This window comes from Pseudomonas sp. NPDC089395, assembly GCF_044749525.1.
In the GTDB taxonomy this organism is placed as follows: domain Bacteria; phylum Pseudomonadota; class Gammaproteobacteria; order Pseudomonadales; family Pseudomonadaceae; genus Aquipseudomonas.
On record NZ_JBIVID010000001.1, the window covers coordinates 34,077 to 47,762 of the forward strand.

A 13,686-nucleotide genomic window follows, 5' to 3' on the forward strand; every position below is an offset into this window, starting at 1 on the left:
GTGGTATTCCAGTCAGGCCATTTCGGCGGTGGTGACCGGCATGTGCCGGGTGCTCTTGCAGCGCACCCAGCGCGGGCCATTGGGGCCATACACGCCAGCAGGTTCAGGGAACAGGTTGAGCAGCAGCAGGTACAGCACGCAGGCGATACCCAGGGTGACCGGCAGGCTCAGGTCGATGCCGCCGGCCAGGTCGCCCAGCGGGCCGACGAATTGCCCCGGCAGGTTGACGAAGCACAGGCCGACCGCCGCGCTGGGGATCCACGCGCCCATGCCGCGCCAGTTCCAGCCATGCAGGAACCAGTAGTGGCCACCGCGCTGGCCGCGGGTGAATACCTGCAGGTCGTCGGCGTGGTAGAAGCCGCGGCGGGTGATGAGGCCGAGGATCATGATCACCATCCAGGGGCTTGTGCAGGTGATGATCAGCACCGCGAAGGTGGACACGCTCTGTACCAGGTTGAAGGTGAAGCGGCCGATAAAGATGAAACCGATGGCCAGCACGCCGATCAGCAGGGTGGCGCCGGCGCGGCTGAGCAGGCGCGGGAACACGCTGGACATGTCCAGCCCGGTGCCGTAGAGCGCGGTGGTCCCGGTAGACATGCCGCCGATCACTGCAATCAGGCACACCGGCAGGAAGAACCAGCTCGGCGCCACGGCCAGCAGGCCGCCGACGTAGTTGTTGGCGGCGATGTAGTCCGGTGCCTGGGTGGCCACCAGGGTGGCGGTGCACAGGCCGAACAGGAACGGAATCAGCGTGGCGGCCTGGGCGGCGATGACCGCCAGCATGATGCGTGCCTTGGGGGTCTGGCGCGGGATGTAGCGCGACCAGTCGCCGAGGAAGGCACCGAACGACACCGGGTTGCTCATGGCCAGGATCGCCGCACCGACGAACGCTGCCCAGAAGCCGGCCTGGCCGAGGTTGACGCTGCCGGCGAAGCCCGCGTCGAACGGCCCGGCGAAGGCGAAGATGCCCAGCAGGAACAGCAGGCTCGACGCCCAGACGGCGATCTTGTTGACCCACAGCATGAAGCGGAAGCCAAAGATGCACACCACCAGCACCAGCACGGCGAACAGGCCGTAGGCCAGGCCCAGGGTCAGGTCGGTTTCCGGCAGCCCGGCCAGGCGCTTGGCGCCGCCAACCAGGGCATCGCCGGAGCTCCACACCGACAGCGAAAAGAACGCCACGGCGGTCAGCAGCGACAGGAACGAGCCGACGATGCGCCCGTGCACGCCGAAGTGGGCGCCGGACGACACGGCGTTGTTGGTGCCGTTGAGCGCTCCGAACAGGCCCATGGGGGCGAGGATCAGCGCGCCCACGGCGACGCCGAGCAGAATCGCCCAGACCCCAGCCTGGAACGACAGCCCGAACAATACCGGGAAGCTGCCTAATACAGCGGTGGCGAAGGTGTTGGCGCCGCCGAAGATCAGGCGGAACAGGTCCAGCGGGGAGGCGTCGCGTTGATCGTCGGGGATCTGTTCGACGCCATTGGTCTCGATACCGGTCGAGTGGCTCATGGTGATGCTCCAGCGCGTAGTTGTAGGCCGGTGCAGTGCACGGGCCCTATTGTGGGTGCGATGGCAGGGCGGCAGGGCCGCGTAAAAGGGGGTCAGGCTGCGCTGATGACCGACAGGTGCTCGTGACAGGCCAGCCAGCGTTCGCCCTGGCGGCGGAAGACGATGGTCTCGCGCTCGCTCAGCTGGTGTTCCTCACCGGCGATGCGGATATGCGTGGCGACATCGTGCATGAAGATCGCCACGTCACCTTGCAGGCTCACCTGGGTATTGCTCGACGCGCAGTCGAGCACGGCGAAGCCTTCGGCCTGCCATTGGCCCCAGAGGTCTTCGTAGGCGCGGCGCGACAGCAAGGGGTGCGGCAAGGTGTGGAAGAGGAAGGTGGCGTCTTCGCTGAAACAGGCGAAGTAGCGGGCGGTGTCGTTGCTGGCGAAGGCGGATACGAGGTCGGCGGCGGCCTGCCGTACCTGGAGTGTCTGGTCCACGGGAGTGGCCTCACGGTTATTGTGATTGTGGTGAGCGATTCTGGTGGGGAGTGCGGAGGGGAAAAATCGCTGGGGGGAAATAATTAGTTCAGGAATTTGTGAAGTGTTCGACTCGGTCCTTGGGGTGCCTATGCGATCGAGCGCCGCTGGCGCGGCGCATCGCGGATAAATCCGCTCCTACAGATACGACACGCTATCTCGGCGGGCGCTAGAAGCGGACAACCATGGCCTGACAGGCCGTGGCACGTTGCAACAAATGTAGGAGCGAGCTTGCTCGCGATGCGCCGCGCGGGCGGCGCTCGATCTTCCTGTCAACCGAGAACTCGAGACATGCCCCACATTAAACGCATCAAAAATAATTTTTGATTTGGATTTTCGGACTTTCCGTACTTATATCGCGCGCTTATCTGGTTGACGCACGTCACGCAGCGCTTACAAGCGAAACGGCTACTCTTCGTGGATCGACCATAATGACTCTTCATTCGCTGTAAGGAGTACGTGATGTCCAAGACGCCCAAGAAGAAAGACCTCGATGCCGCTACGGAAAAGCTCGGTCGCAAGGCCTACGAGAGCGAACTCAAAGACCTCCATGTCGAGCTCGTGAAGCTGCAGGAGTGGGTCGTGGCCAAGGGCCTCAAGGTGTGCATCGTGTTCGAAGGCCGTGACGGCGCCGGCAAGGGGGGCACCATCAAGGCCATCACCGAGCGCGTCAGCCCACGGGTGTTTCGTACGGTGGCGCTGCCCGCGCCGACTGAGCGTGAAAAGAGCCAGATGTACGCCCAGCGTTACCTCAACCACCTGCCGGCCGCAGGCGAAGTGGTGATCTTCGACCGCAGCTGGTACAACCGCGCCGGCGTCGAGCGGGTAATGGGTTTTTGCACGCAAGACCAGGCCGACAAGTTCCTGGCGGTGACGCCGTTGCTTGAGAAGCTGATGGTCGAGTCGGGGATAATCCTCCTCAAGTACTGGCTCGAAGTCAGCCCCGAGGAACAGACCCGCCGCCTGCAGGACCGTATCAACGACGGCCGCAAGCTGTGGAAACTGTCGCCCATGGACCTCAAGTCGTACACCCGCTGGGACGATTACACCCGCGCCCGCGATGCCATGTTCGCTGCCTCGGATACCTCGTGGGCACCTTGGTTCATGGCGCCCTCCGACGACAAGCGTCGCGCCCGACTCAACATCATCAGTCACCTGTTGACGCAAGTTCCGTACAAGGACATCACCCGCGACGAGGTGGTGAAGCTGCCTAAACGCGGCAAGATCGGCAAATACAAGGCCGTAGACTACCCCTTCAAAGTTATCCCTGAACGCGTATGATGCGCCCCCTTCGAAAAACCTAGGGAGTCGCTTCCATGCCACATGATGGCAGCCTGTTACAGGCGACAGTCGTATTTCTGTTGGCCGTGGTGCTTCTGGTACCCCTGGCACAACGCTTGAAAATGGGTGCAGTGCCAGGCTACCTCCTGGCCGGCATCCTCATTGGTCCATCGGTATTCGGCCTGCTTGGCAGCCCGGACAACGTCGCACGCCTCTCGGAAATGGGCGTGGTCATGTTGCTGTTCGTGATTGGCCTGGAGCTTTCACCGCGCCGGCTGTGGACCATGCGCCGGGCACTGTTCGGCATCGGTTCGCTGCAGGTCGGGCTCTCGGCTGCGATCATCGGCGCGTTGGCCTATTGGCTGTTCGATCAATCGAAGGCGGCGGCGATCGTCCTTGGCGTGGGCCTGGCACTGTCGTCTACCGCTTTTGGCCTGCAGGTTCTGGCCGAGCGCAAGGACCTGAACAAGCCCCACGGTCGGCTGGCGATCGCTATCCTGCTGTTCCAGGACATCGCGGCCATCCCGCTGATTGCCGTGGTGCCGTTGCTGGGTGGCGGTGTCGACGTTGTCGACGAACGTCACTGGCCGATGCTGGCGGTAGCGGTGGGCATCGGTGTGGTGATCATCTTTGGCCGTTTCCTGCTGACCCCGGTCTTCAGGTGGACCGTCGGTTCGGGCCTGCCCGAGCTGTCCATGGCCACGGCATTGCTGGTGGTCCTGGGCACTGCCTGGATCATGGAGCATGTGGGTGTGTCCATGGCCCTGGGTGCATTCCTTGCGGGCGTGCTGATGGCCGACTCGCCCTTCCGCCACGAGCTGGAAACCCAGATCGAGCCGATCAAGGGCCTGCTGCTCGGGCTGTTCTTCGTTGGCGTGGGAATGAGCGCTGACCTGAGCCTGCTGTTTTCCATGCCCTGGGTGGTGTTAGGGCTAACTCTATTGCTGATAGCTATCAAAATGCCATTGTTGCTTGCCTTGGGACGCTACGCAGGGGGGCTGACCCACCCTGAGGCGCTGTGCCTGGGCATAGTCCTGGCGTCTGGCGGCGAATTCGCCTTCGTCGTGTTCAAGTTGGCAATCGAACATCAGGTGCTGACACAGCAAGTGCACAATTTGCTGGTGCTCGCCATCACCCTGTCGATGGCCGTGGTGCCTCTGGTGATGCTGGCCCTGGCGCGTCAATTGCGGGATGACACTCGCCCCGAGCGTGCAACCGAGACGGGCAAGTGAACGGCGCCATATGGCGTCTTGAATGTTCGGAGAAAGAACAATGCAACAAGGTTTAAAGTTGGACAGCGCCCTGTCACGGGGTTTGCTTGATGTGCTGATCAAGGCCGGGTTGATTGCCGCGCTGGTGATCTTCTCCTTTCAGGTGTTCCAGCCCTTTCTGGAGCTGATGCTGTGGGCGGTGATCCTTGCGGTCACGCTGTACCCGTTGCAGCAGCGGATCAGACGCGGCACGGGCCTCAAGGACGGTTTTTCCGCGACCCTGGTGGTGCTGTTGATGCTGGTCGTGCTGCTGGTACCGATCTACCTGGTGGTGGTGTCCATCAGCGAGTCGGTGGAAAGCATGGTGACCCTGCTCAAGAGCGGCGCCTGGAGCGTGCCGACACCGCCTGACTCGGTCGCCAGCTGGCCGCTGATCGGGCCTAAGGTGCATGCCTTGTGGTTGTCGGCCTCCGAGAGCCTGGCGCCGGTGCTGAACAACATGATGCCTTACCTCAAAGGCGCCGGCCTGGGCATGCTGGGCGCGGCAGCCAGTGCGGGTGGTGCCTTCCTGCTGTTCATCGCGGCGGTCATCATCTCCGGGGTCATCATGGCCTTTGGCGAGCGCGGCGAGATCGCGGCGCAGCGTATTGCCATGCGCGTTTCCGGTGAGGAGCGTGGCAAGCCGATCGCCAGACTGTGCACCGCGACCATTCGCGCAGTGGCCCAAGGGGTGATCGGCATCGCCTTCATCCAGATGCTGCTGATTGGCGTCGGCTTCGTGGTCAAGGGCGTGCCAGGGGCAGGGATGCTGGCCATCGCCGTGCTCATGCTGGGGATTGCCCAGGCTCCGGCGACCTTGATCACGCTGCCGGTGATCCTGTATGTCTTCCATGCCGACGGTTTCACCGCCGCGACCATCATCTTCGCCGTCTACACCTTCGTTGCCGGTCTCGCCGACAACGTGCTCAAGCCGCTGCTGCTGGGGCGCGGGGTAGATGTGCCGATGCCGGTGGTGCTGATCGGTGCCTTGGGCGGCATGGTGGTCAAGGGCATCATCGGCCTGTTCATCGGTCCGGTGATTCTCGGCGTGACCTACGTGCTGTTCTGGCAATGGGTCGCCCTGCAAGTGCCGGAAACCCCTGTTGAGCCGGACGCGTGAAACACTGCATCAAATGGCCTTCTGCCTGTAACGCCGTTAGCCTGCTCGCCCTGCTGGCAGGCTGCACCCAGGTCGGCCCGGACTACCAAGCGCCGCAAGACCCCTGGTTGGCCGACTGGAACACACCGGTGCTGGAACAGGCCGGGCAGCACGCGGCGACGCCCGACCTGCAACAGTGGTGGGCGGTGTTCGCCGACCCGACCCTGGATGCACTGATTGCCGAAGCCGACGCGCACAACACCAACCTGCGAGTCGCAGGCCTGCGCATTGCCGAGGCTCGCGCGCAGTTGTCCATCGTCCAGACCGGGCGTTATCCACAGCTGCAACAGATGCGTGCGCAAAGCCTGTACCTCAAGCAGGACCAGTCGGGCGCGTCCAGCGCCCGCGATTCGGTGTTCTGGCAGTCCAGCGTAGGCTTCGACATCGGTTGGGAAATCGATTTCTGGGGCCGCTTCAGTCGCGCCATCGAAAGCGCCGACGCTGCCTACTTCGCCTCCCAGGCCAACTACGCCGACGTCATGGTGCTGCTGCGCGCCCAGGTGGCCGATACCTACTTCGCCGTGCGCACCACCGAAGCACGGCTGGCCATTGCCGAAGAGAACGCCAAGCGCCAGGCCCGTAGCCTGGAAATCACCGAGCGGCTGTTCCGCCACGGCGAGAACGATGAGCTCGACTGGCAGCAGGCGCGCACTCAGTACCTTGCGACCCAGGCCACCATCCCCGAGTTCGAGAATCAGCTCAATGCCTTGCGCAATGTGCTCAGCTCGCTGCTTGGCCGCCCGCCTGGGCCGTTCCCGGAGTTGCAGGCGCGCCACGGCCAGTTGCCGATGCCCGACCGGGCATTGCTGCAGGACGTGCCTGCCAACCTGTTGTTGCGCCGCCCGGATGTGCGCGCGGCCGAGCAAGCAGTGGCGGCGCAATCGGCCTTGGTCGGTGTCGCCGAAGCGGACCTTTATCCACAGCTGAGCCTGCTCGGCAGCATTGGCTGGAGTTTCCTTTCGGCCAATAACTTGCCCGACAGTTTCGACATCGCCGCCGGGCCCAGCATGATCTGGAACCCGTTCGACTACGGCCGGCGCAAGAACGCCGTGCGCGTGGAAGATGCGCGCCTGCAGCAACTGATCGAGCTGTATCACCAGGGCGTGCGCGAAGCGGCGCGCGAGGCCGACGATGCCGCCAGTGGCCTGGTGCGCTCGCTGCAAAGTGCCACCATCCGGCAGGACGCTTCCGAGGCTGCTCAGCGCTCACTGAACCTGGCCAGCTCGCAATACCGCGAAGGTTTCGCCGACTTCCAGCGTGTGCTCGATGCCCAGCAATTGTTGCTGCAGCAGCAGGATGGCTACCTGGTCAGTCGGGGCAATGCGGTAAGCGGCCTGGTGAATTTGTACAAGGCGTTGGGTGGGGGCTGGGATACCCAGCGCGCGCCCATCGACCGCGAAACGCGTCAGCAGATGCAGCAACGTACCGACTGGGGCGATCTGCTCGACGAAGCTGAACAGGGTGGAACGCAATGAGCGAAGTAAAGAATGTGCCCGCTGCAGAGGCACAGGCACCCGATCGCGGCATTCACTGGGTGCTGTTGTTGATTGTCGTGAGCCTGGTCTGGTACCTGCTCGCCGACCGTTTCACGCCCTACACCCAGCAGGCTCGCCTGCAGGCCTACGTGGTCCCGGTGGCGCCCGAAGTGGCGGGGCAGGTCAAGCGTGTGGCGGTGGGCAACAACCAGGAAGTGCGTCGAGGCGATGTGCTGTTCGAGCTGGATCAGGACCAGTACCGCATCGCCCTGGCCCGTGCCGAGGCCGACCTCGATACCGTAAGGCGGCAGGTGGGCGCCAGTACGGCAGGCATCGATTCGGCCAAGGCCTCGCTGGTGGCGGCGCAGGCCAACGAGCGCAAGGCGCGCCAGGATGCCGAGCGGCTCAAGCGGCTGATCGAAGAGGATCCGGGCACGGTGTCGGTTCGCCGTCTGGAAGGGGCGCAGGCCACCCGTGACCAGGCCATCAGCAAGGTGGCGGCGGCTCGCGCCGAAGTGGCACGGGCACGTGAACAGCAAGGGGGGGACGACGCCGACAACGCGCAGTTGCGCAGTGCGGCAGCGAACGTGGAAAAAGCCCGCCTGGACCTCGCCCGCACGGTAGTGCGCGCTGACGCCAACGGGCTGATCACCGACTTGCGAACCGATGTTGGCCATTATGTCGGCGCCGGTACCCCGATGATGACCCTGATCGCCATCCATGATGTGTGGATCAGTGCCGACATGACCGAGAACAACCTGGGCCGCCTGCGCCCTGGTGTGCCGGTGCTGGTGATCCTCGATGCCATGCCCGGTGAGGTGCTGAAGGGGCGGATCCGCAGCATCGGCTATGGCGTGAGCGTCGGCCAGGCTGCGCCCCCCGGCAGCCTGCCAACGGTGCAGAACAGCCGAGAGTGGCTGCGCTCGGCGCAACGCTTCCCGGTGATCGTCGAACTCGACGCCGATCAGTTGCAGGACAGGTCCGGGTTGCGTGTGGGCGGCCAGGCCGAAGTCATGGCCTTGCCCGGCGAGGGCAACCCGTTGAACCTGTTGGGCCGGATGTTCATGTGGCTGATGAGCTGGTTGGCCTATGCCTATTGAGTTGCGCCGCCTGCGGGCGTTGCGCCTGGCGTGGGGTGTAGCGCTGTGCCTGGCGGCGAGCTTTGGCCTGGGGTTGCCGGTGCCGATCCTGGCGCCGGTGTTCGCGGTATTGCTGCTGGCCATGCGCAGCGCGCCGCTGCCGGTGCGCGCCGCACCGGCGCTGGCGGTGCTGGTGCTGCTCAGTTGCGGCAGTGGTCTGCTGTTGATTCCGCTGTTGCGTCATGCCCCGTTGAGCGGGGTACTGCTGGTCGGCGTCGGGGTGTTCCTGGTGCTGCGTTACGCGCTCAAGGGCGGTAATGGATTGCTGGCCAACTTGCTGGTGATCGGCTTGACCATGATCGCCGCGGCCGGCACCAGCGATTTCACCCTGGCGCTTTCGGTGGTCGAGGCCTTGGCCAAGGGCATGATGCTGGCGACGCTGGCGACTGCCGTGGCCCATGTGCTGTTCCCCGAGCCTGCCGATGCGCCTGCGCAACCCTCGCCGCCACTGCTTCCTCCCGAGGCGGTCAGCTGGGTCGCCTTGCGCGCCACGTTGATCGTGATGCCGGCGTTCCTGCTGGCAATGATTGCCCCGGATCAGTTCATGCCGCTGATCATGAAGTCGGTGAGCCTGGGCCAGCAGGCCGAGGAAACCCGCGCCCGGCACGCCAGCCGCGAGCTGATCGGCTCGACCTTGCTGGCCGGGGTGCTGGCCATTCTGATGTGGGGGGCGTTGAGCCTGTTCGCGCACCTGTGGATGTTTTTCCTGTGGGTGCTGCTGTTCACCCTTTGGCAGGCGCGCCGGCTCTACCGCGTGGTGTTGAGCCGGCACAGCCCGGGCTACTGGGTCAGTTGCCTGACCACCATGCTGATCCTGCTTGGCCAGTCGGTGCAGGACAGCGCCAACGGCCAGGATGTGTATGGCGCCTTTGCCGTGCGCATGGCGCTGTTCCTGGCGGTGTCGCTGTATGCCAGTGCCATGTTGACCTGGATTGATCGGCGCCGGGTTCGGGCTGCCTAGGGCTGCCAGTCGACGCCGCTGTCTGCAAGGTAGGCATCCACTGCAGCCCCGACCGTTGGGTGAAAGGCGTTCTCGCCCATGTGCTGGAACAAGCCAAAGCGTTTCATCTTGTCCTTCACCGGGTCCTTCATCTCGGCAAACTGCAGCTCCACCCCGCGCGCTTCCAGCGCCCGGTCCAGCTCGGCGAGCATGTCTGCGGAGGTGACGTCGATGCTGGTCACCGGCTCCGCCGCGATCACCAGCCGTTGCACGGGGGTAGGTGATTCATCAACGGCAGCGAGCACCGTGTGCTGGAACTGCTCGGCGTTGGCGAAGAACAGCGGCGCGTCCCAGCGCAGCAGCACAAAGCCCGGGATTCGCCGGGCCTGTGGATAACGTTGCACATCATGGTAGCCACGGGTGCCGTCGACCCGGCCGAGTACCGCGTAATGCGGGCGCCAGCCGTCCCAGAGGAACTCGATCACCGAGATCGCCACGGCAATGCAGATGCCGGGGATGGCGCCGAACACCGCGACACCGACGAAGCAGGTGAACGACAGCCAGAACTCCCATTGCTGCATGCGGAAGATGCGCTTGAGGTCGGCGAACTCGAACAGCCCCAGGGCCGCGGCAATCACCACGGCGGCCAAGGCACTGTTGGGCAGGTGCTGCATCAGGTTGGGCGCTACCAGCAGCAGCAGGGTGACCGCCAGTGCACCAATGATGCCGGTGAGCTGGGTTTTCGAGCCTGCCGCTTCAGCCACCGGCGTGCGCGACGAACTGCTGCTGATGGGGATGCCCTGGAACAAGCCGGCGGCCAAGTTCGCCACGCCCAGGCCGAACATCTCCTGATTCGGGTCGACCGGGGTTTTCAGGCGTGCGGCGTAGGTGCGTGACAGCACGCTGGTGTCGGCGAACGACACCAGGGCCACGGCGATCCCGCCCAGCAGTACTTCGACCAGGTCGATGTCGGTCACCCAGGGGAACGCGAAGCTGGGTAGGCCTTGGGGGAGCTCGCCGAGCACCTTGACGCCCAACTGGTCGAGCTTGAACAGGCTTACCGCCAGCGTTGCCAGCACCACGGCGATGAGAATGCCCGGCAGGCGCTTGAAAGGTTTTAGCAGCAAGATCAGCGCTAGGCTGCCGGCACCGATGGCAAAACTGGGCCAGTGACCCTGACCCGCCAGCAACGCCTGGGCCAGTGTCCACAGGTCGCGCACTGGCCCCTGGCTGTCGAACGAAAGGCCGAACAGCTTCGGCAACTGGCTGATCAGCACCGTCAGGGCGATGCCGTTCATGTAGCCATAGCGGATCGGTTTGGACAGCAGTTCGGTGATGAAGCCCAGGCGCAGTAACCCGGCGATCACACAGAAAGCACCGGCCACCAGGGCCATCATGCTGGCGATGGCGATTGCCCGTTGTGGGTCGCTTGCCGCGTACTGCACCACCACCGCGAGGATGGGGGCAGCCAGTGCCGAGTCCGGGCCGAGCACGAGGATTCGACTGGGGCCGAACAGGGCGTAGGCGAGCAGGGGGATGATGGTGGCGTACAGGCCATAGATGCCCGGTACCCCGGATGCTTCGGCGTAGGCGATGCCGACAGGCACCAGCATGGTGGTCAGCACCAGGCCGGCAGCGATGTCCTTGGGCAGCCAGGCCGCTTGATAGTGCAGCAGCGTGGCCAGGCCGGGGAGCCAGCGCTTCCAGTCGAAGCGGGGGCGGGGAGGCGTTCCATGCATGGTCGAGGCTCCGGAAAGAGGACGCATGAACCGCGTCGAACCATTCTGGGCCTTGGCTCAGGGAGGCATCAAGTTCTTTTCCAGGCCGGAAATGGCGGCGCCCCCTTCGCGGGGCAAGCCCGCTCCCACAAACACAGCGCCGCTCTCAAGCCTTGCGCTGTTACCTGTGGGAGCGGGCTTGCCCCGCGAAGGGGGCGCCGCTGGTGTTGCGTTAAACGTTGAAGCGGAAGTGCATCACATCGCCGTCTTTGACGATGTAGTCCTTGCCTTCCAGGCGCCACTTGCCGGCTTCCTTGGCACCGCCTTCACCCTTGAACTGGATGAAGTCGTCATAGGCCACCACTTCGGCGCGGATGAAGCCTTTTTCGAAGTCGGTGTGGATCACGCCAGCGGCCTGCGGCGCGGTAGCGCCGACGCGGACGGTCCAGGCACGCACTTCCTGCACGCCGGCCGTGAAGTAGGTCTGCAGGTTGAGCAGCTCGTAACCGGCGCGAATCACGCGGTTCAGGCCAGGCTCTTCCAGGCCCAGGGCCTCGAGGAACATGTCTTTTTCTTCGCCGTCATCGAGCTCGGCGATTTCGGCTTCGATCTTGTTGCACACCGGTACCACGACCGCGCCTTCTTCCTCGGCGATGGCCTTGACCACGTCCAGGTGCGGGTTGTTGTCGAAGCCGTCTTCGGCGACGTTGGCGATGTACATCACCGGCTTGCTGGTCAGCAAGTGGAAGCCACGGATGACGGCTTTCTCGTCGTCAGCCATGTTCTTCATCAGGCTGCGCGCAGGCTTGCCCTCGGTGAAGTGCGGGATCAGTTTTTCCAGGATGGCCTTCTGCGCCAGGGCTTCCTTGTCGCCGCCCTTGGCGTTGCGGGTGACCTTCTGCAGTTGCTTCTCGCAGCTGTCGAGGTCAGCGAAGATCAGCTCCAGGTCGATGATCTCGATGTCGCGCTTGGGGTCGACGCTGTTGGAAACGTGAATCACGTTCTCGTCTTCGAAGCAGCGCACCACGTGGGCGATGGCGTCGGTTTCGCGGATGTTGGCGAGGAACTTGTTGCCCAGGCCTTCACCCTTCGAGGCACCGGCTACCAGGCCGGCGATGTCGACGAACTCCATGGTGGTCGGCAGGATGCGGTTGGGCTTGACGATTTCCGCCAGCGCCGCCAGGCGCGCGTCGGGCATCGGCACGATGCCGCTGTTCGGCTCGATGGTGCAGAAGGGGAAGTTCTCCGCCGCAATGCCAGACTTGGTCAGGGCGTTGAACAGGGTGGACTTGCCGACGTTGGGCAGGCCGACGATGCCGCAATTGAAACCCATGGGTATTCCCCTCTCTAGGAAATCAGGCCTTCTGGCTGTGCAGCTCGCGCATCGCCTTGGCAAAGTCGCCAGCGAGCACGTCCGGCAGCACGCCGAGGGCAAAATCGATGCTGGCGTCGAGCTTCTCCTGCTCGGCGCGCGGCGCGCGGCCCAGGACGAAGTTGGAGACCAGTTTGGCGTCACCCGGGTGGCCGATGCCAAGCCGCAGGCGGTGGAAGTCGTTCTGGTTGCCGAGCTGCGCGATGATGTCGCGCAGGCCGTTGTGCCCACCATGGCCACCGCCGCGCTTGAGCTTGGCGACGCCTGGAGGCAGGTCGAGTTCGTCATGCGCCACCAGGATTGCTTCCGGCTTGATGCGGAAGAAATTGGCCAAGGCCGCCACGGACTGGCCGCTACGGTTCATGTAGGTGGTGGGGATGAGCAGACGAACGTCGTTGCCCTGATGGCTGAATTTAGCCGTCAGGCCGAAATACTTGCGGTCAGCGGTCAAGGAGATGCGCTGGGCGCTGGCAATGCGTTCAACGAAAAGAGCCCCTGCGTTATGCCGGGTCTGTTCGTATTCGGGGCCGGGGTTACCCAGGCCGACGATCAACTGGATGGCGGTCACGTAGGGGCTCTTCCTTGGAGTTGGTGGGTTACGGTGCGCGGCACTGTAACCCGATCAACACCGGCGCGCGAGTGGATTACTCAGCGGCGCCTGCTTCAGCTTCTGGAGCAACGCGTGGCGCGTGAACGTTGGCAACAGCTTTGTCATCACCGTGGGCCAGAGCGACGAACTCTACGCCTTTCGGAGCTTTCAGGTCCGACAGGTGGATGATGCTGCCGATTTCGGCGTTGGCCAGGTCGACTTCGATGAACTCAGGCAGGTCTTTGGCTTCGCAGGAAACTTCGATCTCGGAAACAACGTGCGAGATTTCGCCGCCTTTCTTGATCGGGGCTTCTTCGCCAACGAAGTGAACCGGAACCTTGGCGGTCAGCTTCTGGCCAGCAACGACGCGAACGAAGTCGGCGTGCATGATGAAGCCTTTGGCTGGGTGACGCTGCATGGCCTTGACTACGACGTTCTGCTTGGCGCCGTCGACGTTCAGCTCGATAACGTGGCTGAAGGCAGCTTCGTTTTCGAACAGCTTGGCGATTTCCTTGGCCACGATGGTCAGGGATTGAGCTTCTTTATCGCCACCGTATACAACGGCTGGGATGTTGGCGGAGTGACGCAGGCGGCGGCTCGCACCTTTCCCCAGGTCAGTACGCGCTTGGGCGTTCAGAATGAAATCAGTCATTTTGTTTCTCCAAAATAGCCCCCCGAGGGCGTTTGCGACCAGCGCCAACGGGGATGGCAAAAAAGCCCCGCCCCAACA

Annotated in this window: 12 protein-coding genes; 6 read left to right on the forward strand and 6 right to left on the reverse strand. The window is 63.8% G+C overall.

Annotation, left to right across the window (positions count from 1 at the left end; translation table 11 throughout):
• Positions 1-12: 12 nt before the first annotated feature.
• Both ACIPZG_RS00180 and ACIPZG_RS00185 read right to left on the reverse strand, forming a co-directional pair.
• Positions 13-1,512: a purine-cytosine permease family protein gene (locus ACIPZG_RS00180; RefSeq protein ID WP_400708997.1), complete on the reverse strand. Its 1,500-nt coding sequence runs from the start codon at positions 1,510-1,512 to the stop codon at positions 13-15.
• A 92-nt stretch (positions 1,513-1,604) separates the two neighbouring features.
• Entirely contained in the window at positions 1,605-1,994 is a 390-nt protein-coding gene (locus ACIPZG_RS00185; RefSeq protein WP_400709000.1) for a YybH family protein, read from the reverse strand.
• Between the two features lie 501 nt (positions 1,995-2,495).
• Between ACIPZG_RS00185 and ppk2 the strand changes: the two genes are divergently transcribed.
• Genes ppk2 through ACIPZG_RS00215 form a run of 6 tightly spaced genes read left to right on the forward strand, consistent with a single transcriptional unit; the run spans position 2,496 to position 9,298 of the window.
• On the forward strand, positions 2,496-3,314 hold the full coding sequence (gene ppk2, locus ACIPZG_RS00190) for a polyphosphate kinase 2 (protein WP_400709003.1): 819 nt from the start codon (positions 2,496-2,498) through the stop codon (positions 3,312-3,314).
• Between the two features lie 35 nt (positions 3,315-3,349).
• Positions 3,350-4,546: a monovalent cation:proton antiporter-2 (CPA2) family protein gene (locus tag ACIPZG_RS00195; RefSeq protein WP_400709006.1), complete on the forward strand. Its 1,197-nt coding sequence runs from the start codon at positions 3,350-3,352 to the stop codon at positions 4,544-4,546.
• A gap of 40 nt (positions 4,547-4,586) precedes the next feature.
• Positions 4,587-5,684 carry an AI-2E family transporter gene (locus ACIPZG_RS00200; RefSeq protein ID WP_400639005.1) on the forward strand — a complete coding sequence of 366 codons (1,098 nt, stop codon included), beginning with the start codon at positions 4,587-4,589 and terminating at the stop codon, positions 5,682-5,684.
• Positions 5,681-7,198: an efflux transporter outer membrane subunit gene (locus tag ACIPZG_RS00205; RefSeq protein WP_400709009.1), complete on the forward strand. Its 1,518-nt coding sequence runs from the start codon at positions 5,681-5,683 to the stop codon at positions 7,196-7,198. The genes ACIPZG_RS00200 and ACIPZG_RS00205 overlap by 4 nt, the downstream gene beginning before the upstream one ends.
• Complete coding sequence (locus ACIPZG_RS00210; protein WP_008100882.1) at positions 7,195-8,298, forward strand: HlyD family secretion protein; 1,104 nt, start codon at positions 7,195-7,197, stop codon at positions 8,296-8,298. Before ACIPZG_RS00205 ends, ACIPZG_RS00210 begins: the two co-directional genes overlap by 4 nt.
• Positions 8,288-9,298, forward strand: coding sequence for a DUF2955 domain-containing protein (locus tag ACIPZG_RS00215; RefSeq protein ID WP_400709012.1), 1,011 nt, complete (start codon positions 8,288-8,290; stop codon positions 9,296-9,298). The genes ACIPZG_RS00210 and ACIPZG_RS00215 overlap by 11 nt, the downstream gene beginning before the upstream one ends.
• Here ACIPZG_RS00215 and ACIPZG_RS00220 read toward each other — a convergent pair.
• The 4 genes from ACIPZG_RS00220 to ACIPZG_RS00235 all read right to left on the reverse strand — a co-directional run bounded on the left by ACIPZG_RS00220 (position 9,295) and on the right by ACIPZG_RS00235 (position 13,608).
• Positions 9,295-11,016 (reverse strand): SulP family inorganic anion transporter, encoded by a 1,722-nt coding sequence (locus ACIPZG_RS00220; RefSeq protein ID WP_400709015.1) that lies wholly within the window; start codon positions 11,014-11,016, stop codon positions 9,295-9,297. The genes ACIPZG_RS00215 and ACIPZG_RS00220 overlap by 4 nt on opposite strands.
• A 211-nt stretch (positions 11,017-11,227) precedes the next feature.
• A complete protein-coding gene (ychF, locus tag ACIPZG_RS00225; protein ID WP_008099042.1) occupies positions 11,228-12,328 on the reverse strand; it encodes a redox-regulated ATPase YchF in 1,101 nt (366 codons plus the stop codon).
• Between the two features lie 22 nt (positions 12,329-12,350).
• Positions 12,351-12,935: an aminoacyl-tRNA hydrolase gene (gene pth / locus ACIPZG_RS00230; protein WP_400709018.1), complete on the reverse strand. Its 585-nt coding sequence runs from the start codon at positions 12,933-12,935 to the stop codon at positions 12,351-12,353.
• A 76-nt stretch (positions 12,936-13,011) separates the two neighbouring features.
• Positions 13,012-13,608: a 50S ribosomal protein L25/general stress protein Ctc gene (locus ACIPZG_RS00235; protein WP_400639010.1), complete on the reverse strand. Its 597-nt coding sequence runs from the start codon at positions 13,606-13,608 to the stop codon at positions 13,012-13,014.
• Between the last annotated feature and the right edge of the window lie 78 nt (positions 13,609-13,686).